At 41.1% G+C, this 24544-nt stretch carries 19 protein-coding genes; 4 read left to right on the top strand and 15 right to left on the bottom strand.

The window, feature by feature from the left end; all coding sequences use genetic code 11:
* Nucleotides 1-16 precede the first annotated feature (16 nt).
* The 3 genes from J8Z25_RS02530 to J8Z25_RS02520 all read left to right on the top strand — a co-directional run bounded on the left by J8Z25_RS02530 (nt 17) and on the right by J8Z25_RS02520 (nt 3792).
* Nucleotides 17-1063: a helix-turn-helix domain-containing protein gene (locus J8Z25_RS02530; RefSeq protein WP_250661627.1), complete on the top strand. Its 1047-nt coding sequence runs from the start codon at nt 17-19 to the stop codon at nt 1061-1063.
* 198 nt (nt 1064-1261) lie between these two features.
* A complete protein-coding gene (locus tag J8Z25_RS02525) occupies nt 1262-2935 on the top strand; it encodes a hypothetical protein (RefSeq protein WP_250661626.1) in 1674 nt (557 codons plus the stop codon).
* Between the two features lie 125 nt (nt 2936-3060).
* Nucleotides 3061-3792: a MauE/DoxX family redox-associated membrane protein gene (locus tag J8Z25_RS02520; RefSeq protein ID WP_250661625.1), complete on the top strand. Its 732-nt coding sequence runs from the start codon at nt 3061-3063 to the stop codon at nt 3790-3792.
* Nucleotides 3793-3846: 54 nt separating this feature from the next.
* Here J8Z25_RS02520 and tldD read toward each other — a convergent pair whose 3' ends face one another.
* From tldD to J8Z25_RS02475, 9 genes are all read right to left on the bottom strand, one after another.
* Nucleotides 3847-5286 (bottom strand): metalloprotease TldD, encoded by a 1440-nt coding sequence (gene tldD, locus J8Z25_RS02515; protein WP_130049770.1) that lies wholly within the window; start codon nt 5284-5286, stop codon nt 3847-3849.
* Nucleotides 5283-6113 (bottom strand): carbon-nitrogen hydrolase family protein, encoded by an 831-nt coding sequence (locus J8Z25_RS02510; RefSeq protein ID WP_130049771.1) that lies wholly within the window; start codon nt 6111-6113, stop codon nt 5283-5285. The genes tldD and J8Z25_RS02510 overlap by 4 nt, the downstream gene beginning before the upstream one ends.
* Nucleotides 6103-9960, bottom strand: a complete 3858-nt coding sequence (locus tag J8Z25_RS02505; RefSeq protein ID WP_250661624.1) for a YhdP family protein — start codon at nt 9958-9960, stop codon at nt 6103-6105. Before J8Z25_RS02505 ends, J8Z25_RS02510 begins: the two co-directional genes overlap by 11 nt.
* Entirely contained in the window at nt 9960-11432 is a 1473-nt protein-coding gene (rng, locus tag J8Z25_RS02500; protein WP_130049773.1) for a ribonuclease G, read from the bottom strand. The genes J8Z25_RS02505 and rng overlap by 1 nt, the downstream gene beginning before the upstream one ends.
* Before the next feature lies 1 nt (nt 11433).
* Complete coding sequence (locus J8Z25_RS02495) at nt 11434-12003, bottom strand: Maf family protein (protein ID WP_250661623.1); 570 nt, start codon at nt 12001-12003, stop codon at nt 11434-11436.
* A complete protein-coding gene (gene mreD, locus J8Z25_RS02490; RefSeq protein WP_054552785.1) occupies nt 12003-12482 on the bottom strand; it encodes a rod shape-determining protein MreD in 480 nt (159 codons plus the stop codon). The genes J8Z25_RS02495 and mreD overlap by 1 nt, the downstream gene beginning before the upstream one ends.
* The gene (gene mreC / locus J8Z25_RS02485; protein WP_130049775.1) at nt 12475-13317 is read right to left on the bottom strand and encodes a rod shape-determining protein MreC; all 843 of its coding nucleotides are present in this window, start codon (nt 13315-13317) and stop codon (nt 12475-12477) included. The genes mreD and mreC overlap by 8 nt, the downstream gene beginning before the upstream one ends.
* Nucleotides 13317-14360: a rod shape-determining protein gene (locus tag J8Z25_RS02480; protein WP_054552787.1), complete on the bottom strand. Its 1044-nt coding sequence runs from the start codon at nt 14358-14360 to the stop codon at nt 13317-13319. Before J8Z25_RS02480 ends, mreC begins: the two co-directional genes overlap by 1 nt.
* 133 nt (nt 14361-14493) lie before the next feature.
* Nucleotides 14494-16521: an SUMF1/EgtB/PvdO family nonheme iron enzyme gene (locus J8Z25_RS02475; RefSeq protein WP_130049776.1), complete on the bottom strand. Its 2028-nt coding sequence runs from the start codon at nt 16519-16521 to the stop codon at nt 14494-14496.
* A gap of 236 nt (nt 16522-16757) precedes the next feature.
* On the opposite strand from J8Z25_RS02475, the gene J8Z25_RS02470 reads away from it, so the two are divergent.
* Nucleotides 16758-17657 (top strand): 1-aminocyclopropane-1-carboxylate deaminase/D-cysteine desulfhydrase, encoded by a 900-nt coding sequence (locus J8Z25_RS02470; protein WP_233786783.1) that lies wholly within the window; start codon nt 16758-16760, stop codon nt 17655-17657.
* Here J8Z25_RS02470 and J8Z25_RS02465 read toward each other — a convergent pair.
* The 6 genes from J8Z25_RS02465 to J8Z25_RS02440 form a co-directional block, all read right to left on the bottom strand.
* A complete protein-coding gene (locus tag J8Z25_RS02465; protein ID WP_250661622.1) occupies nt 17654-19381 on the bottom strand; it encodes an EAL domain-containing protein in 1728 nt (575 codons plus the stop codon). The genes J8Z25_RS02470 and J8Z25_RS02465 overlap by 4 nt on opposite strands.
* 664 nt (nt 19382-20045) lie before the next feature.
* Nucleotides 20046-20456: a GNAT family N-acetyltransferase gene (locus J8Z25_RS02460; protein WP_250661621.1), complete on the bottom strand. Its 411-nt coding sequence runs from the start codon at nt 20454-20456 to the stop codon at nt 20046-20048.
* Nucleotides 20446-21435, bottom strand: a complete 990-nt coding sequence (locus J8Z25_RS02455) for a hypothetical protein (RefSeq protein WP_250661620.1) — start codon at nt 21433-21435, stop codon at nt 20446-20448. Before J8Z25_RS02455 ends, J8Z25_RS02460 begins: the two co-directional genes overlap by 11 nt.
* On the bottom strand, nt 21422-23653 hold the full coding sequence (locus tag J8Z25_RS02450; protein WP_250661619.1) for an AAA family ATPase: 2232 nt from the start codon (nt 23651-23653) through the stop codon (nt 21422-21424). The genes J8Z25_RS02455 and J8Z25_RS02450 overlap by 14 nt, the downstream gene beginning before the upstream one ends.
* Nucleotides 23650-24102, bottom strand: a complete 453-nt coding sequence (locus J8Z25_RS02445; protein ID WP_250661618.1) for a VPA1267 family protein — start codon at nt 24100-24102, stop codon at nt 23650-23652. The genes J8Z25_RS02450 and J8Z25_RS02445 overlap by 4 nt, the downstream gene beginning before the upstream one ends.
* On the bottom strand, nt 24102-24542 hold the full coding sequence (locus J8Z25_RS02440) for a hypothetical protein (RefSeq protein WP_250661617.1): 441 nt from the start codon (nt 24540-24542) through the stop codon (nt 24102-24104). Before J8Z25_RS02440 ends, J8Z25_RS02445 begins: the two co-directional genes overlap by 1 nt.
* Nucleotides 24543-24544: the final 2 nt, after the last annotated feature.

Raw genomic sequence — 24544 nt, 5'->3', positions numbered from 1 at the left:
AAGAACGTAAACTACTTTGCAATCAATCACTTTATTCCCTGTACACCTTGCACAGAGTATCTTTCTGTTCCAAATGTTATTTGGTGCATTATTAATTAATAGCCAAAAACAAAGTCGTTCCTTGGTGCTGCTATTTGTATTTCAAGGCTGTGTATGCGCCTTTAACCTGTTAGAAGGGTTAGGCCTTTCTGATTACTTAATCACACCGGCATTTACATTACTGTATGGGCCTATGATTTACTTTTTTACCTTGTCGATTACAGGTAAGCAGCCCTTTATAACATCACACTACGCGGTTCACTTAATTCCTGCGGCTATTTCCTTGGCCTTTACCCACTACACGCAGGAGATCATTTTACTCGGTTCGCTCAGTCAACTTGGCTACTTCTACTTTGCTTATGGCACTTTAAAGGGCTACCACAAACAACTTATGCATGCGCGCTCAGATGCTGAGAGCCTTAAATTAAAGTGGCTGATCAAAGCATTATTTATTTTTGCCATTATTGTCGTATTCGATTTGCTGCGTATGAATGTGCAACCAATCACGCCGCTCGATTTAAAGATGCACTGGTATTTATTAAACGAAATACTGTTACTGCTAATGTTTAGCTTTTTGTTGTTTCACACCATCAAAAATAGCTTTCAATTCGAGCCAGTCACATTGCCTGAAGAACCCGAAGCTGAACAAACTGATTCGTCTGACGAGCAACTTGCGCAGCAAATTTTATCAACCATTGATAACTTGATTATTAATGAATCGCTTTATCGACAACCTAGGCTGTCACTAAACGACTTAGCAAATCAAACTGGGCTCGGTAGTAAAGAAATATCTTGGGCTATTAACAGCACAACGGGGAACAACTTTTGTGAGTACATCAACCAGCATAGAGTGAATGATGTTAAACGCGAAATAGAGCAAGACTCATCTCAAAAACTCAGCCTGATAGAGCTGGCATTTCAAGCTGGCTTTAATTCTAAATCGACTTTTAATGCGGTGTTTAAAAAAGAAACGGGATTAACGCCGAGTCAATTTAAGAAGCAAACACTAAAAATCTGCTCATAAAACAGACAAAAAACGTCCTAAATCCTGTTTTAGGACGCTTTTTTACAGCCCTAACGCTAATTTAAACAAAAAACAGCTTTGAGACTCCAGATGTACAAGTCCTATTTTTTACTACTAACATTGTGCCTATTAATAAGCTTTTCGAGCTTTGCTTTAGCAACGAATCACTCTTTAGAGGTAACAAATCAAGCCTTAAAAGTGCAACCAAGTCGTGTTGGTGCAAGCGACCCAATCGCTTACTTTCAATCGAAAACAACGGCTATAGAATTAGCTAAACAACAAAACTGGGCTCTGGTGAATAAACTCACAAAACAGCTCATTAATGAATATCAAAATGATGGCGATACTTGGTATTTACTTGGTCTCAGTTATTTTCAATTGGCTGATTATCAAAATGCCAGCAATGCTTTGCAACGCGCACTTGCAATAGGGACTAGCTTAAAAGGCATTCCTAATGGGGCCAGTAACCCTAACGATTTAATGGTGAAAATTGCAGAAGCATACGCAGAGCTTAACAACCAACAGCAAGCAGAATATTGGCTTAAAAAAGCACTGGCAGCAAGATGGGATGACCGCCCAACACTTGCTGGCACCAGCTTATTTAAATCTGGTACTAATCCTCACTTTGAACGCTTTGCGCAATCAGCCAGTTACAAATCACTTGCAGGTAATGATTTAAATACTGAGCTCAATCGAGATCAAAAATGGCGCGCCGATTTAGCATTTTTAGTTTCAGAGATTAAACGTTTACACGTGGCAATGTATCAAAACATGAGCTCACAACAGTTTGCAGAAAAAGTAGCTGAGATTGATAAATCGATTCCTGATCTGACTGATCAGCAAATTGTTTTTCAGTTTATGGAGCTAATTGCGTTACTTGGCAATGGTCATAATCTATTGATCCCAGCATGGGGTGAAAAAGGCAACTTTCAGCAACTACCATTTCAGTTTTATCAATTTAGTGACGGCTTATACATCACCAAAGTAAGTAGCGATTACCAGCAATATGTTGGCCATAAAGTTGAGGCATTTGCCGATACACCAGCCCAGCAAGCTCTTGAGTTAACTAAACGTGTTAATGCTCGCGATAATGAAATGCAAACCCTTTGGCTGGGACCATATTATTTAAGTTTGCTTGATGTACTAAACGGGCTTGGCATTAGCAAAGGTAACGAGGTAACGCTCACGCTCAGCTCGCCAAAAGGCGCTCTCACCACAGTTACACCAGCGCTCAAGCCAATGCAATTTGCAGGTTTTCCTAAGTTACCAAAACTTGCTGAACACCCTACGCTTAGATACTTAGCGAAAAACAACACACCGTTTTGGAGCGAACAAATAAAAGCGAATAAATTACTGTATGTACAATTCAATGATGTACGTAATAGCAAAGATCTCACCCTTGCTGAATTTGCTATGCAGCTACAAGCACAAATCAAACACGATGACATTGAGCATATGGTGCTAGACCTTCGCCATAACAGTGGTGGTAATGGCTCGCTCACCCCACCTTTGGTAGCAACGGCCGCATTTTTTAAAGTATTAAAGCCACAAGGAAAGTTATTTATATTAATTGGCCGAAATACATTTTCGGCAGGCCATGATCTAGCAGTTAAGATTACCAATATAGTGCCAGCAATTTTTGTAGGTGAACCATCAGGCACCCGCCCTAACGTGGCAGGTGAAGCAGGCTGGTTTAACCTACCATACAGTAAACAAACAGGCCTTATTTCGAGCCAATTCCACCAGCAAAGCAGAGCTGAAGACCATCGTATTTGGTTAGCGCCCGATATGCCAATTACGCTTTCTGCAAAAGACTACTTTGCAGGTGTAGACCCAGTAATGGATGCTATTTTAACCATAACCAAGCAATAAACAGTGCTGGCACAAACCTTGTAACTGTTAATAAAGTAACCAGTTATAGCAACAATTTGCCCTTGTTTACTGTGTAATTAAGCAACTTTTACGCAGTACTCAAGGCATTTTTACAAGGAGGCACTGTGTCTAAGTCTGCAATTTTATACCGCATGGTGACCGATGAGCATATTTGCCCGTTCGGTTTAAAATCAAAAGATTTATTAGAGCGACATGGTTACGATGTTGACGATCGTCACTTAACCAGCCGTGAGCAAACTGACGAATTCAAACAGCAGCATGATGTAAAAACCACACCACAAACCTTTATCAATGATAAACGCATTGGTGGTTACGATGATTTGCGCGACTTTTATAATCTACCTAAGGCTGGCCAACAGGGCACCAGTTACACGCCTGTATTAGCCATTTTTGCGGTCGCTATGCTACTCAGCTGCGGTTTTACTTATGCCAGCGGTGAGGCTTTATTCTCTTTGCAAAACCTGATGCTGTTCGTTGCAGTATCAATGGCGGTATTAGCGATACAAAAGCTACAAGACTTATACAGCTTTTCTAACTCATTTATTACCTATGACTTACTAGCGATGCGTATTGTGCCCTACGCTTATGTATACCCGTTTATTGAGGCGTATGTAGCGATAGGTATGGTAGCTGAATTACCTGCCTTAGCTGTTGGCCCATTTTCATTATTTATTGGTTGTATAGGTGCAGTATCGGTTATTAAGGCTGTGTATATCGATAAACGAGATCTGAAATGCGCCTGTGTTGGTGGCGACAGTAATGTGCCGCTCGGCTTTATCTCTCTGAGTGAAAACTTATTTATGATAGCCGCAGGTATATGGATGCTAGTAAGCTAATACAAAAACGCGAGGGATTACCCTCGCGTTCATTATAACTATAATGAGGGAATATTAAGCCGTACCACCCACCGTTAAGTTATCAATTTTAAGGCTTGGTTGACCTACCCCAACAGGTACGCTTTGGCCATCTTTACCGCACACGCCAACGCCTTTATCAAGTGCTAGATCGTTCCCTACCATTGAGATCTGCTGCATCACTTCTGGGCCATTACCAATTAGTGTGGCACCTTTGATAGGTTGCGTGATTTTACCGTTTTCAATTAAGTAGGCTTCAGAGGCGCTAAATACAAATTTACCTGACGTGATATCCACTTGGCCGCCACCAAAATTAGGCGCGAAGATACCCTTTTTCACCGAGCTGATAATATCGGCTTGGCTGTGCTCTCCACCTAACATATAAGTGTTGGTCATACGTGGCATAGGTAAATGAGCGTACGATTCACGGCGCGCATTACCGGTAGGGTTAACCCCCATTAAACGCGCATTTAGCTTATCTTGCATGTAGCCTTTTAGAATACCGTTTTCAATAAGCACGTTATACGCAGCAGGAGTGCCTTCGTCATCTACGTTCAATGAACCTCGGCGATCAGCAATGGTGCCATCATCCACGACTGTACACAGCTCAGATGCCACCTTTTGACCTACCTTACCGCTAAAAGCTGATGCGCCTTTACGGTTAAAGTCACCTTCTAGGCCATGACCTACCGCTTCGTGTAGTAACACGCCCGGCCAACCTGCACCTAGTACTACTTCCATGCTACCTGCAGGTGCATCGATAGCTTCTAGGTTTACTTTCGCTTGGCGAACAGCTTCTTCCGCGTATTCCATCCAACGCGGTTTGCCATCGACTAACTCTTTAAAATAACCATAATCTAAACGAGCACCGCCCCCTGCACCACCGCGCTCACGACGACCATTCTTCTCAAGTAACACTGAACAATTTAAACGAATAAGCGGGCGAATATCGGTTGCAAAGGTGCCATCACTTGCAGCAATTAACACTTCTTCATAAACCGCCGACATTGAACTGATCACTTGCTCAGCATCAGGTGCTAATTGACGAATATAGCTTTCAAGCTCACGTAGCAGACTTACTTTGTCATCATTGCTCATGCTTTGAATAGGTTGATGCGGCGCATACTGCTCTTTAGCAGCAACATCACTGAACACCTGAATCGTTTTGTTTTCGCCTGCATTGGCAATACTACGCGCTGCGGTTGCGGCTTTATTTAACGCTTCAAGATTAATCGCATCTGAGTATGAAAAACCGGTTTTTTCACCACTAACAGCACGCACACCCACACCGCGTTCAACGTTGTAAGAACCTTCTTTCACTAAGCCATCTTCAAGCACCCAAGATTCGTGGTGACTAGATTGAAAATACAGGTCGGCATAATCAACTTGGTGTTGATGAATAAAAGCGAGCGTTTTTTCTAATTCTTCTCTCGTTAGTTGGCTGTCATGTAATAAATGCTGTTCAACCGTGTTCATAATAAATGCTCTCTAAATCGTTGCTGAGACTGCATAGGCATGTCTTGGCGAATTGTATTCAAGCGGTTTAAATCAAGCCAATGGCTGATAAACCCAGTACCAGAGGCAAGCTCACTGAGCGTTTCTCCCCATGGTGAAATAATAATGCTGTGGCCATAAGTGTGACGGCCATTCTCGTGCTCGCCCCACTGTGCTGCGGCAACCACATAACATTGTGTTTCGATTGCGCGCGCAGCTAATAAAATATGCCAATGAGCAGCGCCGGTGACTGTAGTAAAGGCACTTGGCACTAAAATGAGGTCAGCCCCTTGGCGCTGCATCGCGGTGAATAAGCCACTAAAACGTAGATCATAACATACTGCTAGGCCAATTTTACCAAATGGCGAATCAACCACCACAATATCCTCGCCCGCCTGCGTCGCATCAGACTCTCGGTAACTGCGCGTCGTGTCGGCAACATCTACATCAAATAAGTGAATTTTATTGTACTGTGCAACCACATCACCCTGGTTATTAAATAAAAACGAGGCAGCTAAATACTTACCATTTTGCTGCGAAACAGGGAGGGTACCAGCAGCTAACCAGATATCATGCTGCTTACATAAATCGGCAAGTTTCGCTTTATAAACCTCACTCTGTAGACCTAATTCATAGCTTGCTTGGCTGTGCTTACTAAAAATCAAAAAACTTTCAGGTAAACACACAAGCAATGGCCGAGTAGCAGGTAACTTGGTCAGTGTATCTGCTAGAAAAGCGAGGTTTTGCTCAGCATTCATGCTTGAGCACATTTGTACTGCGACAACCTGTGGTTGATGATTAGTCTTCATTGTTACCTAAACTCGCTGAAGATGCGGCATCTTTTAATTTTAATTGCGTCGACGACTGTGGCTGACTTTGCGCAGCTTGCGGTAACGTCACTTCACGACTCTTACGATCAAGCTCTTTCACTACAGGATCATTCATACTCCCTGTTACTTTAAAGTTGATCTCAGAGATCACTCGTGCCGAGTGAATTACTTTATCGATTGCCAGCGCTGCAAGACCACTTACAGGGTTGACCATCCATGCCACAATAACAGGAATACTTGAGGTTACCTGCGGTGCAACAGCCAGGTCGTAGTCAATTTCAAAGGTGTTTAAGTTAGTGTGGCCTTTAATCGTTAAATCGGCAGGTACACCATCAAGCTTGGTATCTTGAGTGTAAGCAATGCCCTTTTCTAGCTGCATAGTGCCTTGCATGCTGTTATAGAAAAAGCCTTTAGAGAATACATCTCTAAAATCGAGTTTCAGCTTACGCACTAACGAATCTAAACTCAGTAATGAGAATACCCGCGCACCACCATCACTAATTTCTGTAAGGTGACCTTCACCTAAACGCCAATCTAGCTCCCCCGCTAAACTGGGTACGTCAAAGTTATAAGGTGCGCCTTGCCATGCAAGATCAAACTTAATATCGGCATCAGAATCTTTTACTGTTGTTGTGATATCAAATTCATCAAATAACTCACCGATATCGTCACTTTGTAAGTTACCAGTAAAGCGTGTTTGACCATCAGCAAATTGCCCCTTACCACGCAATACATGATCGCCTTTGTCAATAACAAGCTCAGTGAACAAGAGTTTACCTTGCTCTCCTACTAAGCTGCTTTTAATTTTATCGAGTTGATACTCTGCCACTTTACAATCTTCGCAGTTAAACTCGATTGCTGGAACACGAGTTAACCATCTTAAATCTTCAGGTTCAGAAACTTGATCTGCTTGATCTGCTACTTCGTTGAAGTTAATACGCAGATAGTCAGTAAAAATTTGAATTGGTCTGCGCGTTTCACCGGTTGGAATAAGTGCGTCGGCACGTAATTCTTTAGCATTTAACCTTAACTCTAAGTCTGATTGTTTTGGTGCTAAGCGAAATTCAAAATCATTAAAGTCGATATTATGTAATGCCAGCTTATTAAATTTACCCGTTACGTTATTGAATGCAGGCATCACACTTGGCGCGTCAGACTTCACTTTGGTGAGCGCAATAATTTGATCAATTAAGCCAAACCAAGGCACTATTTTAGTTTCTGGCAAATCGATAGATACAGCAAAACCTTCACGATTAAGACCTAAATCTTGTGCGCCTAAAACTAAATGGGCATTACTAAATTTCTGTTTACCATTATCTAAAATCGCATTAAAGAAAAGCTGCTCATCGATATTAGCAGTAATCAGATTTGAGATGCGGTCGCCTTGTACCACCGCGGTTAATGGCCAACTTTGCTCTGAACTCTTGTTATAAGGTGCCGGCAACTGGCTAGTCACACCGATTAAGTCGCCACTCACATCTGCACGATAATTGAAATCATTCGGTAAAAAATTAAGTGAAACATTAATATCAACATCGCTTTGACCGCTTAAGTAACCTGCAAGCAAACCATGGGCTTGTTCAATTAAAGGCTCAGCTTCAAGCGCCAGTTTTATATCAATTTCTGCGAGGTAGTTATCAGCCACGCTTTCGCTGTTATAACTCGCAGTGAGTGGCATCCCCATCCAGTTTGCTTTAGCATTTTTTAGGTCGATTTTATCGTTATTAAACTTAACGATACCAGTCATGTTATTAAGTGTGATCCCCGGTTGTGCAAGGTAAACCGGAATATTTGCAAGTTCAACTTCACCAATCGCATCAACATGACCAGAACGTAAATTAACTAACAGCTCAATCTCGGCGGTTGCTTCACCTTGAGGTTGCACGACTTCAAAGACACTTGCTAAAGGCTTTGCAAGCGGAGTCTCAGTAAAGAAAGGATTAAGCTTATTGCCATGGGCGCGCTTGTTTATAGCAACTTTTAGTATCTCTGCATTCATTAAATCTGCAATACTGACGTGCACACTCTCTCCGAGAGATAAATTAACTAGCTTGCCTGACTTGCTATAGATATCCATGCGCTCATTTTCAAAATGTAAAATGACGTTAGCATTTTCAACTGTAGGCCAGCTCGGTGAGAATTTATATTTGGCACTCTCAACATTCGCTAAAACTTCAAATTGACCTTGCTTCTGTTTGAATGGAAAACCTTTAAATGGCCCAGAAAACAACACTTGAGCTTTGTTTACTTCACCGCCCTTAATTGCCCCATTGAGGTAATTAACCAACTTTTCGCTCATCACAGGTAATGGGAAATAATGCCCAGCTACGTTGGCATCAGGGGCATAGGCTTCAGCATATAAATCTAAACGCGGCTCATCAGTAAGACTAAGCATCATCTCAGCTGCAAGGGTAACTTCGTCGTTATCAAGCCAGATATTATCGCTACTAATACGCCAGCCATCGTCGTAACGATGAAGGTCTAGCTCGACATTTAATTGGTTATAAGCAATATCTTGGCTAAAGCTGCCGTTCGTGAGCAGTTGATTATTCTCGCCATATAACTGAATTCGACCAGCTGATTGATTAATTAAGCCATCAACACGAATAGCTTGCCCACCAGGAATGCCTTGCAGCGATAGCCAATTAATTTGCTCACCTTGAAACCAGAACTGCCACTTATCTTGCTGACCTAATTCTAAATAGGCATCACTTAATTGACCATTGGGTTGGCGTGCTAAAAATGGTGCTAGCACCTCAAAATTACTTAACTGCGATAACTTGGCGAGTAATGCAAAATCAAATTGTTTAAGCCAGATTTGGCTTTTATCGCCAAGTTGAGCTTCAAATTGTAAGGTCGGCCATTCTTTTAAGTCACTTTCAAACGTGAGTCCGGTGCTTTTTAAGCGCCAGCCATTTTGCTTTGGAAATAAATGAAAGCCACCTTCACTTAAGCTAATTTGATGTGCTTCTTGGTTTTGCTGCCAGTTGATAAAGCTAGGTAGCCACTGCACTTTTACATCGCTGATCAGGCCTTTCTCAAGGCTAAACCACGTCTTTAAGTTGATGTCTGAATTAAGCTGCTGTTTGTCAGTATTAATATATTGCGCCAACCACTTAGACACATCGACGTTCGCTGCTTGGACATAAATATCACCAGCCATGGTTTCGAGGGTTGAGCCATTAAGTGCCATACGGGCGTCAAAACTACCAACAGAAATCCCCGGTAACGCTAATGTTCCCGAGCCTTGATGCTGCTCTGGGGTATTTTGCCAAACAATGTTTTCAAGGATCAGCTTACGCTCTTTGCCATCACTGAGGGTAAGGTTAAGGCTACTGTCTTGCACTGCAAAGTGGCCTGTTTCACCAAGGAATAAGCCTTCAATCAGTTCTTTTTGCTCAAAGTTGCCTGCTTGCTGGTTATTACCCAAATCAAGCATAGTGGGTAAATCAACATCAGCATGAAAGCCATTGATCACAAAGTAGCTCGATTTAAGCTGACGGCTTTTCACCGACTCCCATAAGTTTACTTCAAGGCTGGCTTTATCAATGGTTAGTGCGATGGGTGAGGTTTGGTTATCTTCAAACGAAATGTCTTCAATGACTAAGGCAGGACCTTTGCCCTGCCAGCTAGCCGAGATAGAACCAATCGCTAAATTAACATCAAAACGTTCATACAAAAACGCTTCAATATCATCTTTATAGTCATTCGCATAAGGGAGTGAATACTTCACAACAGAGACAATAACGGCCAGCAGTACGAGAGTGATAGCAAATACTTGCCATAACTTACGTAAACAATAAAAGCAGACCGTTTTTGCCTTCATTACATCATTACCACATCAAACTGTTCTTGGTTGTATAAACTCTCTGTTTGAATACTGACTTGCTTACCGATAAATAGTTCCAGCTCTGCAAGATTGTGATACTCATCGTTGATCAGCGCTTCACTTACCGAAGGAGCGGCATAAACCATGAACTTATCAGCCGCATAAGCACGGTTTACCCTAACGATTTCACGTAAAATTTCGTAGCAAACTGTTTCTACCGTTTTTTGTGAACCACGACCGGAACACGCAGGACACACATCACAAAGGATATGCTCTAAGCTTTCGCGGGTACGCTTGCGGGTCATCTCTACTAAGCCTAGTGCAGATAGACCATTTATGTTGGCTTTTGCACGATCTTTTGCAAGAGCTGACTCAAGCGAGTGCAATACTCGGCGCTTGTGCTCATCACTGACCATATCGATAAAGTCGATGATAATGATGCCACCTAAGTTGCGTAACCGCAGTTGACGTGCAATCGCAGAGGTCGCTTCGATATTAGTATTAAAAATGGTTTCTTCTAAATTACGATGACCAACAAACGCACCAGTATTTACATCAACGGTTGTCATCGCTTCGGTTTGGTCAATAATTAAATAACCGCCCGATTTAAGCTCAACTTTACGGTGGAGTGCTTTTTGAATCTCGGTTTCAACATCGAATAAATCGAAAATAGGCCGCTCACCAGGATAATATTCAAGTGCTCCCGATAAGATAGGCACAAACTCTTCTGTAAACTCTTTAAGCTCCTGATAAGTGAGCTTTGAGTCAACACGAATACGCTCCATGTCTTCACCTACGTAGTCACGTAAAGTTCGAAAAGCGAGTGTTAAGTCTTCATGCAAGATGCTTTCTTTACTGATTTTTTTACGCTTAGTAACAATTTTTTGCCACAGTTTTTTTAAGAACTCAGCATCATGACGTAGCTCAGCTTCCGACGCACCTTCTGCTGCGGTACGAACAATAAAGCTGCCATCATCATCGCCATATTCAGCAACAATTTTCTTTAAGCGTAAACGTTCTTCTTCAGTTTCAATGCGCTGGCTCACACCAACATGAGTCGCATCTGGCATGAACACTAAGTAACGTGAAGGAATGGTGATATCAGTTGTTAAGCGTGCACCTTTGGTTCCAAGAGGGTCTTTAACCACTTGCACCATGATATATTGACCTTGGCGCACAAGCTCACGAATATCTTGTACTTTCTTTATTGGCTGCTCATCAACGCCTTCCACAATCGAGGCACTGTTTACAATGTCCGATGCATGTAAAAAGGCAGCTTTCTCTAAGCCAATATCCACAAACGCAGCTTGCATGCCTGGTAAAACACGGCTGATTTTACCTAGGTAAATGTTACCGACAATACCTAGGTTGCCAATTCGCTCTAGTTGAATCTCTTGCAGTACGCCATTTTCGATAAGCGCAACGCGACTTTCGCTCGGTGTAACGTTGATCAGTAATTCAGTGCTCATGTTACCCTCTTAAAAATTCGTTTAATAACTGCTCTGTCTCATATAAAGGTAAGCCGACAACTGCAAAATAGCTACCCGAAAGATGACTAACAAAGCGCCCACCTAAGCCTTGTATGCCATAACCACCAGCTTTATCTTGTGGCTCACCACTATGCCAATAGGCATCAATTTCAGCATCGCTGAGCACTTTAAATGTGACATCAGTCACAACAAGACAGCTTTTTACTTGCTCACTATCAGCAATTGCCACAGCCGTCATCACTTGATGGGTACGGCCAGATAAACGCTTCATCGTGGTAGTAAAATCTGCTTGGTCCAGCGGTTTACCGAGTGCGGTATCATCAATTACAACTACGGTATCGCTGCCAAGTACTGGACGGTCAATGTAACCCATAGCTACGCCTGATTGTGCCTTGAGTCTGGCAAGACGCTCTACATAGTCACGAGGGGCTTCGTTTGGGAACTGGCTTTCATCTGCATCAACGCTAAATTGAGAAAACTCAACGCCAAGTTGGCTGAGCAACTCTTTTCGGCGCGGTGATGCAGACGCCAAATAAATTGCGATTTGCATTATCTAATCCTGAAATGACGGCGATATTTACGCAAAATTAAGAAAATCCACCACCAACAAAGCATGCCGGTTAGCACTGGCCACATATAATGGGGGCTAAAGTAAACGCCCATTAAAAAGTGGTTAAGCCAAAACTGCATGAGGTGATAAAGCGTTAAAAACAAAGCAATTAATATACTTTGCTGCCATAAAGAAAAGTTTCTAATTTTTTGGAAGTTACTAGCAGTGATAAATATACACACCGAATAAGTCAGTGAGTTCACACCTAATGGCGATCCTGATGCAAGGTCCATCAATAAACCAACCACCCAAGCTGTGCCAATATTTAAACGGTGTGGCACCGCTAATGACCAATACATTAATACCATTAACACCCAATCTGGACGATAGGGCTCAAACGAAATCGGTAACGGCATTAACGCCATAACCAATGCAAAGAAAATACTGATAGCAATCAGCAAAGAGTGACGACTATTCATTGCTCATGCTCTCCTGCTGATTACGCCACAGCACAACCAATAAGCGAATACGATCGAGTTGTGCAATGGGTTCAGCATAAACTTGTGCAAACGGACGCCCTTCATCGCGGTTAATTTCGGTCACCACTGCAACCGGATACCCCTCTGGGAACGTGCCCCCCAGACCTGAGGTAACCAGAATATCGCCAATGCGAACATCAAGGCTATGCGGAACGTGCGAAAGCTTTACTACGTTAATTTTGCCAATCCCTTCAACCACGGTTCGCACATCGTTACGTAGAATACGCACTGGTGTGGCATGGGTTGTATCTGTCATCAGTAGTACTCGAGAAGTAGTCGAGCCCACTTGAGTGATTTGCCCCACAACCCCCATTTCGTCAATGACGGCTTGACCTTCACTTAGACCATCAGTTGTACCACGGTTAATAACCACCTGATGGCTATACGGATTAGAGTGAACAGAGAGTACTTGTGCAATGATTTTACGATTTGATTGCTTAGCGGATGAACCCAATAACGCTCGTAACTTATCGTTTTCACGAGATAAAAATTGCAATTGTTGTAGTTGTTCGCTTTGTAGTAACTGCTTCTTTTTTAACGCTTCGTTTTCAGTTAATAGCTGTTCGCGGGTGTGCAGATTCTTCGCGCCAATACTAAATAACTCATAGGGTAAATTGGCAAGATAAATAAGTGGGCTAACTAGGGTATTTAAACTAGTGCGGATTGTTGTACCACCTTGAGTGTAGCGATCGCCCACGATCAACACGACACTCAAAAGCACTGCGACAAAAAGTCGCAGTTGCAAAGAGATGGTACGACCAAACAGTAACTTCATTAGTCGTAACTAAATACGTCACCACCGTGCATATCAATCATTTCTAGTGCCTTACCGCCGCCACGAGCAACACAGGTTAATGGGTCATCAGCAACCACAACTGGAATACCGGTTTCTTCCATTAATAAACGATCTAAGTCTTTTAATAATGCACCACCACCTGTTAATACCATACCATGTGCAGAGATATCAGACGCAAGCTCTGGCGGAGATTGCTCAAGCGCAACCATCACTGCACTTACAATACCCATTAATGGCTCTTGTAATGCTTCTAAGATTTCGTGTGAGTTCAGTGTGAAAGAGCGCGGTACACCTTCAGCGAGGTTACGACCACGTACTTCAATTTCAATTGGCTCGTCAGTTTTGAAGGCCGAACCAATTTGGTGTTTAATGTTTTCAGCCGTTGCTTCACCAATTAAACTACCAAAGTTACGGCGTACATAGTTGATAATCGCTTCATCAAACTTGTCACCACCGATGCGTACAGATGAAGAGTAAACCACACCATTTAGTGAAATAATGGCAACCTCAGTTGTACCACCACCGATATCAACAACCATCGAACCCGTTGCTTCAGATACAGGCAAACCTGCACCAATCGCCGCAGCCATTGGCTCTTCAATTAAATAAACTTCACGTGCACCAGCACCCATTGCTGATTCACGAATAGCACGTTTTTCAACTTGAGTTGCACCACAAGGCACACAAATAAGTACACGCGGGCTTGGACGCATAAAGTTGTTGTTATGCACTTGTTTAATAAAGTGTTGAAGCATTTTTTCTGTCACATAGAAGTCAGCAATAACGCCGTCTTTCATTGGACGAATCGCTTTAATGTTACCCGGAGTACGGCCTAACATTTGCTTAGCTTCAGTACCTACAGATGCCACGCTCTTAGGGCCACCAGCACGCTCTTGACGAATAGCAACAACTGAAGGCTCGTTTAATACGATACCTTCTTCTTTTACATAAATTAGGGTATTGGCTGTACCCAAGTCGATCGATAGATCGTTTGAAAAAATACCACGGAGTTTTTTAAACATGAGGCTGGATGACCTTTGAAAAATTCATTCTTATACTAGCTGCTCTCACTCTATCATGCTAATCATGAGAAAGCGCAACTGCTTTATTTAAATTGCTAAAAAAGGAAGCATCCATTGCTTCCTTTTCAAATTCCTATCGTTCGCGTACTAAACGGAAACCGATATAGTTTGCACGGAAATCTGGCGCTAAGATTAAGCGCGTTGATACACGTGCTAGGCTAGGGGCAAAATTCCATGCACCGCCTCGAACAGCCACATCAGACTGTCCTGACTTTTTGTTTGTCCATTCCCACACATTACCTACTGTATCGTATAGGCCAAATGCGTTAGGAGAAAACGATCCTGTTGGTGCAGCGCTCTTATTTGACCATTCGCTACCACACCAGCCACAGTTCGCTAGATTCTTTCCAATTTCGTTACCCCAAGGGTATTCAGTTTCTTTACCTGCGCGTGCAGCGTACTCCCACTCAACCTCATTGGGTAAACGAAATAACTGGCCTGTTTGACCAGATAACCAATCTGCATACGCTTTGGCATCATTGTAAGTTAAACAAACCGCCGGAAAATCACTTTCTTGATCAAAGCCTGGGTTACGCCAGTTTAGGGTTGCTTCCCACACTGGTTCACCATTTAAGTAATACGCACAGCCGCGATCTTTTTCTGCTTCTGTTTTGTAGCCCGTATTCGCAACGAATTGCTCATACTCGCCAACGCTTACTTCTTTGCTTTGCATTGCAAATGAATTAGCAATGGTTTTTTCTACCACTGGACGTTCATTCGCTAAACCGTTGCCGTTAATATCACCCATCTTAAATTTACCAGCGGGTATAACCACAATGCTGGCAGAGCTGGTTTTATTAACAATACTTGCAACGGGTGCTATTACTGGTTGAGTTGGTGCCGTAGTAACCTCAGCAACAACTGGTTCTGGTACTTTCACTAGATTTGCATTAATTGTTTGCGCTTTACGCAGATCAATTCGCGCTTTATAGCTTTTGTAGCCTCGTTTGCGAATTTCAATTTCATGGAAACCTTTTGGTAATGATGTCGTTAACCTAGTTGCGCCATAGCTCACACCATCAATAAACACTTCGTCATCATAAACATTTGAACGCAGTGTTAATTCAACCATTTTAGATTTTTTTAGATCAGGTAATGGTTCAACCTTTATTGGCTTTTTTACAGAGTAATCGCTTACAGGTTGTTCACTCATACGTGAAACCGATACCACCTGCCCATTATCCTGAGGATCACTGAATGTTAACTGACTATCTGAATATGTGGTCCCGTAGCTTGGCTGAAAGTTTCCAGCTAAAGGTGTGCCATAGTCTGCACAAAAACGGTTGTCTAAATTAAGTAAGCTACATAAACGGCTACTATTTACATCACCGCGCATCGTCACGCTTAAGTTAACGTTGTAGTTACCTTGCCCACTAAAAGCGCTATTCACTACATGGCTACTTAAAATCTTAACTTGTGCACCAGCAAGGTTGCGTTTTGGTTCAACTAAACGCTCTTCAGTTAAGTTAGCAAAAATTTGGTCTACAAAACGTTTAGTGGCTTTTTGTAAGCCCATTTGCTGGCCGCGCTGTTCACATGCAGCAAGTGTTTCAGTGCGCTTACAGTTAATTGTGTGATTAACCTCTAATGTGCCTTCACGAGTGAATTCGTTACGTAAACGCTCAACACGTGCCGTTGCTAACTGCTCTTTTAAACTTTCTAAGGTGTTTAACTGTGTATGTTTTGATACACGAATTTGCTCAATGTCTTTTCTATGTGAAGCAATTGCCGCCAATTGCATCGAAATATCATCTTTGTTTTGTTTGTGATCAACAACCGCTTTTTGATAGCGCGACTGCGCATTGCTGATATCAAGGGTTGGGTCATCAATTAGTCGGCGGTACATCTCGTTCATTGCATCTAGCGCTTGATTCTTTTCTTTGTCTAGCTCAGTTGAGCGGGCGCGCAATAATTCGAGTTGTTTTTGTAACTGACTTTCTTCTTTTAGGTGTTTTTCGAGGATTAGGGTCGAGTTATCGTATTCGGCTTGTTTTTTACTGATCTCTGATTCAATGCCAGTTACCGTAGCAGTATCTTGTGCAAATGCACTAGTTGCTAGCAAACTAACTGAAATTAACAGAGATAAAGGAGCAATTCGCATATATTCCATTCCCAAAAAGCGGCAATTATTTGGTCATTATTATTTTTTTATAATTAAACTCTTATGCTATGTACTTGCAAAGCAAAACACAAGCTTTGTTCAATTATTATCTGAGTTTACATCTATTACCTTAGTTGATGCCAGTAAATAACAAAATCATTTTGGTTTAATTGACTAATTTCTATCTGTAAGACAACTTTGCTACAATTGGATGTGTTTTTTTACTGAATGATACCGTGTACACTTTCTTTGAATCACCAATACAAACTGTTAATCACCCATTACTAACTGCACGTAAAATTCACCTTAGTATCAAGCGTGATGATCTTATTCACCCACAAATTAGTGGCAATAAATGGCGTAAGTTAAAATTTAACTTAGATGCTATGAAACAACAGAGGAAATCTGAGTTACTCACTTTTGGTGGTGCGTTTTCAAATCATATCCATGCTACGGCCACTGCAGGCAAACTATTTGGTTTTAAAACCCATGGTATTATCCGCGGCCCCGAATTAGATGAAGCAAACCCAACACTAAATTACGCTAAACAATGTGGTATGAGCTTGCACCCTGTTAATCGTATTACTTACCGTTCAAGGCACGATCAAACTTATTTGGCAAAATTACAAAAGCAGTTTCCTAATGCGTACATATTACCCGAGGGTGGCACCAACGCAGCAGCGCTTTTAGGCTGCAAAGAATTAGCACAGAGCTTACCAAGTTGTGATGTGCTTGTTTGTCCAACAGGTAGTGGTGGCACATTAGCGGGCTTAATTGAAGGTATGCCAGAGCATACTCAGTTATTAGGTGTGGCAGTGTTAAAGCAAGCTCACTATTTAATTGAGGAAATAAAGCAGCTCAGCAATAAAGCAATGCTACAGCAAAACTGGCAGCTGCTTTGCGATTTCCATGATGGTGGCTACGGAAAGTTTAGCGATACTTTGTGGCAGTTTTGTCAAACGTTTACTAAGCAACACGCAATCCCACTTGAACCTATTTATAGCGGTAAAATGCTTTATGCCGTTTGGCAACTAATTGAACAAGGTTATTTTAGTGAAGGAACGCGCATTATTGCAGTCCATACTGGTGGGCTGCAAGGTTTAGATGGCCTTAAATATCGAAGGCTAATAGACTAACTATGAGGCGTAATATCAGCCAGCCTTTGCAATGGCTCTGCAAAGTAAAAACCTTGTGCAGCTACTACACCTAGGTTTTTCAAGGTAGCGAGTTCGTTTTGAGTTTCTACCCCAACCGCATACACTGGAAAGTTTAATTCTGTGCCTTTAGTAATTATTTGTTTAACGGTTTTTTGTTGCTGAGTATTAGTATCAATATTGTGAATAAGCTCAAACGCCAGCTTAATACTGCGTACACTTTTGATATTTTTTTTATAAGTTGCTAGATGCTCTGCACTGCGAACATTATCGATAACAATACCTGCCGACAGTGTTTCTAAACATTCAAATTGTGCACTAAGCTTTTTATGTTGTTTTAAATAATCATCTTCACTGAGTTCAAATTGCAATTTTTCTGTACAATTAAAATCATCCATTTGCTGTTTAAACCAAACCCAAAACTCATCATTAAACCAATTCATTGCATGCAAATTGATGCTTACTATTAATGTGCCAGTTTCGTTCACCAGCATTTTCTTCACTTGCGAAACCACTGTTTTATCCAACAGCAAGACATCTTTTTTACTGCTCATGTGCGGAATAAAGTGCCGCGCAGCCAACAAACCTAAGTTTTTATGGCGTATGCGGATCAATGCCTCGTGCTGCAAAATGTCACCTGTTTGTAAGTCAAACAACGGCTGAAAAAACAACATAAAATGCTTTTTCTTTATATATTCAAAAAGGTGCTCTTTGCTATCAGCCAAAATACTTGACTGTGTATGACCAAAAGGCAAGCGGTGAATATGCTGCCAAGCACTTTGTTTCGCCAATGCTAATGCCGATTTCGTAAGCTGATATACAACGGCCTGATCGGCGCCTGTACGGTAATTACATACGCCAATTTTAATATCAGAGCGAGACAAGTCACTTCGGTAGTTTAAGCAAGCTTGATATATAACTTGATGTAATCGCTTAGTGTATTTGTCGACTTCAGTAGCAGGTACACTATTTAAGGTCACGGCAATACCACCAGATGGCAACAATTTAACAGAACGATTTACAAGCTCACCAAACCCTTTAGCTATTACTAATTTAAAGTAATTATCAACGTCGAGGTTGGCAGGAAATGGGGTCTTCCAAAAAAACAACGCAAACAAGCGATTATAATTTGTGGGTACACCATACAAAATATTCAAATCTTGATGGCCTAAAGGTTTTGGCGATGCTATTTTTTTTGTCGCCGACTGAATACTCGGCTTCTTAGTTGGATTAATTATTGGTTTATCTACGACAGCCAATTGCTTGAACATTTTTTTCCACCAGCGAAACCCCCAATACCCTGCTCCAAGCAAGATTAAATTTAAGAAAATAAATAAGTGGCTTTCGACCAGCCAAGAAGGCCAATGAAAAAGACGTAGATTAACCGTTTTATAGCTAAACACCTCTTGTTCAAGGTTAATAAAATTTGCAAAGTTAGAGGGTACGTCACTGACACTCACAGCAAAGCCTTGGCTCTTAGCTAATGAAGCAATAATATCTTGCGAGGCAACTGGGTCGAGATTTAACTCATAAACCTGTTTGGCAAGCTCAGTCCCTGTGCGATGCACTTTGTCGTGCAGCACATCACTTAAGAAAATATTAAAAACAACCAATAGCAAAAACGCGGCCATCATATAGATGACCACCGGTTGCTTGAATTGTGAAGTTAAATCTCGTTTCATTTCACAGGTTAGTTGCTTAAACATATACAAAGTGTTGTCCAAGAACCCTATAAATACAAGGCTGCAGGGCGATTTAAAGCAAGATCAGAAAAATCCTATAACCAGCGCTGTCAAAAGTTTTGTAATTTTAAACACCTAGCAATAATAGTTAATGAGAATTATTTTGTAACCAACACGACTCAATTAAAGAGTAGTGATACGGAGTGTTATGCAAATAAAAAACCCAGCTACTAGGCTGGGTTTAAAATATTGCAAACACTTAACGGTGTCTGGTCATTTAAAAAGGTAGTATCCGTAAATTTTCACGAAACTGCCTAAGTGAGTGACTGAGTGAGTAGGGAAACCTTATACAGAATAAGGGCTAATCAATCAGCATACCACTTACTTACCCCACTCTATTTTTACGATTTTGAATTTTTCGTAAATATAAGACCAGTCAAGCCCGTAATTAAGCATATCTTAATGTTTAAATTTACACTTTTAAATAAGAGCAATTTGCGCTGAGTCCTTCAGCGGTAATCATTCATCCATGAATTTTTGCTGTGTAAATAACCATAACATTTGAGTGCGACTTGTTCCAACAAGTCGAGAACAGTATGAGTGTAATTCGTTTGTTTAGCAGGAGAGGGATTTGCACCTGCTAAAAAGTACGGTGCAGTATCCGCATCCATGCGGCTTCATTCTATCATTAGATGAACTTACACATGCCTAGCCCCAAATCTTCGCCTGTCCTTTTAATATATTCATAACGCATATAAAACGACTCTTTACCTTGAGCTGAGAATAGCCCAACCGTAGCCCCCTTAACCGCAACTTGAGAAATATAAATCTCTATCTGATCCATCAGACGCTTACCCAAGCCTTTATTCTGAAACTCTGGAGCAACAACTAAGTCTTGGATATAAAAAAACATAGCTCCATCTCCTACTACTCTGCCCATACCTACTAACCTAGAACCTAATCGTGCTGAAACATTGAATAATGATCTCTCAAGTCCTTTTGATGCAACTTCCAGATCAACTTCGCCCCAACCTACCAATGCTCGAAGCTCAACGTATTCTTTAGGCGTAGGCATTGCAGAAAGTATTTCAAAATTCATTTTTTTTATACCGACTCAAATCCTCAATAAAGTCCCTAGGTGAATCTAAACCCAGATAAATTTTATTACCAGACAAAAGTTCAATTTTGATATTTGGCACACCTGACAAATTAAACCGTTTCACGTCACTTGCTCTACGAACAAATATATCATTCAAGATGACACTCTTAATTTCACTATGACGTATTTTTACTGGATTCCATAAGCCATACCTAATGGTTAAAGCTTCACCAGTTATTGATATCGGCCTTATAGAAATTGCTTTGTACTCAGAGATAAAGAAAACCAGTCCAATCAGGGTTAAAGCACTTATAATATTTGCCGCAATTGGTGACCAAACAAAATGCAAAATCAAATGCATGATTGGAAGCTCAAAAGCAATTAACATGATAAACCCCATCAAATTGCTTTTAGTTCCATCTTTTTTATAACCGTAATAATGACTATTACCCTCGAAGTTATTTTTACTTATTCGACTGGAAAACAATAAATATGTCCAAACTCTAGCTTCAAAGCATAAAAGTTGACTAATAGCAGATTTTCCAACTATTGATTCAATTGGTTCAGATATAGACAAATCTGGATCTTGGCTCTTATCTAACGATGCCTTAATTGCAAAAATCACAGTAAAAATAGTTACGACTTCTAATAGAAGAAAAGCGGCAAGAGCCAAATAGCGCAAGGACTCTAAGTAGTTCCAATATAATTTTGAAGGCTCCGGTATTATTAAACTTCCAAGCAGAACAATCAAACAGCCATATACGATAGCCTTGGTAATAGCTTCCTTTTTATTTTCAATACAAACTAAGCACAAAATTGGCAGCACTATTAAACCGTCAATGATTAATAACCATTCAGGTTTATAACTACCGTATTCATTTAACCATATAGATGATTGATAGAAATATGCCCAAAAGCAGGACGCTAATACAAGAAAAATAAAAGGAATATTTCTTACTTTCAACTTAAACGGAATCACTTAAAAAATCTCCTTTTTTAATGCTAAATGAGTCATTCACAGTATGCTTAGAATCAACTAACAAGTCCACTAAATAACTATTTCTGCAATAAGAATTACTAGGTTGTTCAATTATATGCCTGAAGTCATTTTGTGAACCCACAATATGAATTTCACTCTCCGCTCTTGTAATTGCGGTATACAGCCACGCTCTATCTACGATTTTACCTTTTTGTAAGGCCACAATGATTCGAGGAAATTGCGACCCTTGAGCTTTATGAAGGGTTATTGCATAACCCAGTTCCATGCAATCCAATACAGATTGGTTGATCTCTATCACATCACCAGTATCAAGCGTTACAGCACCATAAACATCACCAGAAAAATTAACGCTGGTTAGTGTGCCAAGAGAGCCATTTTGAATGCCTTTATCATAATGGTTCTGAGTAAAAAGAATTTGATCATTTAATCTGAAATTTTGAAAATATTGCTCTCCGTGCATAGTGAATTCCAACAAATTACCATGAGGGTTAACTGCCTCTTGCGTTAGCTTGTTTATATCAGCGACTAACTTCTTAGTTGGAGCCATAATTCGGCTATCACTGGGTGATTTCTGGTATAATTCACAGCACACTGTAGCTATATTTTCATTGTCTGTTTGATGAAAATATATTGCCCCCGATGAAAGGTTATCAGGAACAATGCCTTGATTAATCAATTTCGAATATTCAGGGATTCCTGTTGTGCCTTCTTGCCGTTTTACTATATCAAGTTTGGTATTAGCAATTGTTTCGGCAAGAACGATATCAGCCAACACTTTACCGCAACCAATAGGCGGAAGTTGGTCAGGATCACCCGTAAATATTATCCTGACGGATGGGTGAATATGATTCACTAAGCGGTACATCGTTGGCAAATCAATCATGCTAGCTTCATCAATTACCAAAAGATGTTTTTGCCGTTCTGAATTTGGCTCTATAGGCGCTTCTCGTAACAATTTGGCAATGGTTGATGTAATAAAACCGATAGACTCATGCAAACGCATAGCTGCTCTACCACTCAGCGCTACAGCGTGTATTTCAAACTCCATTTGATGATATGCACGCAATGCTGTTCTAAGTACAGTAGTTTTACCTGTTCCAGCTCCACCAGTGATACAACTAATTGCGTTATCTAAACACGTTGTAACAGCCTCTGTTTGCTTCTGTGTTAACTCATAAGGCAACTCACTAACGGCTTTCAGGTAGGCACTGTTGGCTTTTGCATCATAAAGATCTGTTTGCCCAGATAGCTGTTTTAGTCGTTTAGCAACGACATTTTCCATCAGCAACTGAGCTGTTGGGTGATAATTTCCAGTTTCAGAGTTGAGGATGTATTGCGCTTTATCGCAACCAGCTTTAAACGCTTGGCTAACAAGCTCTTTGTCTTTAAGTAATTTTGTTAGCCTTGGGCGCAGATCTGCTTGTGATGTATAGGTATGGCCTTTTTCAATTTCCTTTCTAATTGCTATTTCTAAGGCTGCACTTAAGCGCTTGTCATCGTCTTTTTGTATGTTGAAGCCCAATTCTGGATTAAAAGCAATTAAATCAATGTCTTCAAATGACATCCCAAAACCCACCAGAATGTACGGGTTATTTTTTATCGCTCCAATTGAATTTTCACTATGATGCTTCAACAGTCGTTGTTGAATCGTTGCTGGAATTTTCTGTTCAGACATCCAGTTACAGAACGCTAGGTTTTTATACTTTGCATAACCTTTGAACAATGCATTGATTGACTCGTTACTGAGAAGCTCTCTAAGGCGCGAACGAGACTCAGTACTGCCATTACTAACAATTGAGTGGAAATCTTTCCCTAGCAGCTCCCAGAGCGCCCTTGCTTTACTTTCACCGATACCCTTAAAGTCATTTTCTTTAGCAATAAATTTGATTAGCTGTTCACCTGTCTCTGGTAACTGGCATTCAACATGCACTGGTGACTCGTACGTATGTTGCTGCATTACATAGTCACCAGTGTCCATATCTTCAACTAGCCTATTACCTCTGACTGACCAGTGTTGACCAATTGCAGGTTGCACTGGAATATCGTCAGGATGAGTCTTGATGGTGACGTAATATTTGCCGCTATTTATTTTGTATGAGTTCTTCCGCAGCGGCACACCGCTGAAAATCACCATCTTTGAGGAAGCAAATGGGATGCTGGTGACTCGGAATTGATCTTCATGCGCTACCGAGTTCATCTTGGCATGAACCCCATTTCAGCAAGCGTATCTGATAGTTCGCCAAACCGTTCTAATCTTTTTTCCAGCTCTTGAACTTTAGCTTTCAGCTCAACATTTTCTGCTTCAAGGCTAGATAAGCGTTTAGAGTCTAATAACTTTCGGTTGGTAGTATTATCATATTGCTTTGGTTTACTGCTGGCTCCTTTGGCGCTCTCCGCCAGCCTTGGTAAAATACCCTTTTCCCGCAATCCATCTTCCAAACTATTAAGCTTCTCTTTTAGCAATGGATTCTGATTCAAAGCAGATTTTCCGCAGCCGACTGCCTTGGCAATTTCACCACGATTTAACTGGCCTCTAAAAATGATCTGTTTAAAATCATCATCAGATTGCGATGCAGCCCAAGCAATGAAGTCATCTACATTCTTTTGTGCTTTTTGTTGACCGTTTAAACCTTTTCCTGTTGCCATTACGAGCCACCTGTCCTGCGTTTCAATTCAGTCAACGGTTGTTCTAACATTTCAACAGCGTCATCAAGTGAGTCTATTCTTATTCCATGTTTATAAGCGTTGAACTGCCAAAGTACGAACCTCTGCTTGTATTTCTCTATTGTTTTATTGGCTCTAGCTAACTCAGCTTCTAGTCCTTCAATTTGGGTCATCAGGTACTCTACGTCACTATCCTTAGTCTTTACTTCTTCAACAGTGTTTTCCCTCAAAAACTCTTTGCGTGCAGTAAAGGCTTCCTGAATCTCTTTATAACCAGATAAAGTTTGACGAGTAACATCCTCCAATCCGAGCATAGACTTAACCTGCTCACATAAAAGAGGCCAAGTTAACTTACCTTTCCATGTATCAATCAGGTGTAATATTTCAGTAATATTGTCGCTAGTAACTATGATCTTGGGCATCG

Source organism: Pseudoalteromonas sp. SCSIO 43101 (assembly GCF_023650775.1).
GTDB classification, from domain to species: Bacteria; Pseudomonadota; Gammaproteobacteria; order Enterobacterales; family Alteromonadaceae; genus Pseudoalteromonas; species Pseudoalteromonas apostichopi.
This window is presented reverse-complemented; position numbering and strand designations above follow the sequence as displayed.

Coding starts and splice junctions, on each gene's coding strand:
- J8Z25_RS02445 (WP_250661618.1), bottom strand. CDS start 24,102: ATGGCAACAGGAAAAGGTTTAAACGGTCAACAAAAAGCACAAAAGAAT.
- J8Z25_RS02450 (WP_250661619.1), bottom strand. CDS start 23,653: ATGAACTCGGTAGCGCATGAAGATCAATTCCGAGTCACCAGCATCCCA.
- J8Z25_RS02505 (WP_250661624.1), bottom strand. CDS start 9,960: ATGAAGGCAAAAACGGTCTGCTTTTATTGTTTACGTAAGTTATGGCAA.
- mreD (WP_054552785.1), bottom strand. CDS start 12,482: ATGAATAGTCGTCACTCTTTGCTGATTGCTATCAGTATTTTCTTTGCA.
- J8Z25_RS02480 (WP_054552787.1), bottom strand. CDS start 14,360: ATGTTTAAAAAACTCCGTGGTATTTTTTCAAACGATCTATCGATCGAC.
- tldD (WP_130049770.1), bottom strand. CDS start 5,286: ATGAACACGGTTGAACAGCATTTATTACATGACAGCCAACTAACGAGA.
- rng (WP_130049773.1), bottom strand. CDS start 11,432: ATGAGCACTGAATTACTGATCAACGTTACACCGAGCGAAAGTCGCGTT.
- J8Z25_RS02460 (WP_250661621.1), bottom strand. CDS start 20,456: ATGAATTTTGAAATACTTTCTGCAATGCCTACGCCTAAAGAATACGTT.
- J8Z25_RS02475 (WP_130049776.1), bottom strand. CDS start 16,521: ATGCGAATTGCTCCTTTATCTCTGTTAATTTCAGTTAGTTTGCTAGCA.
- mreC (WP_130049775.1), bottom strand. CDS start 13,317: ATGAAGTTACTGTTTGGTCGTACCATCTCTTTGCAACTGCGACTTTTT.
- J8Z25_RS02465 (WP_250661622.1), bottom strand. CDS start 19,381: ATGTTTAAGCAACTAACCTGTGAAATGAAACGAGATTTAACTTCACAA.
- J8Z25_RS02510 (WP_130049771.1), bottom strand. CDS start 6,113: ATGAAGACTAATCATCAACCACAGGTTGTCGCAGTACAAATGTGCTCA.
- J8Z25_RS02440 (WP_250661617.1), bottom strand. CDS start 24,542: ATGCCCAAGATCATAGTTACTAGCGACAATATTACTGAAATATTACAC.
- J8Z25_RS02495 (WP_250661623.1), bottom strand. CDS start 12,003: ATGCAAATCGCAATTTATTTGGCGTCTGCATCACCGCGCCGAAAAGAG.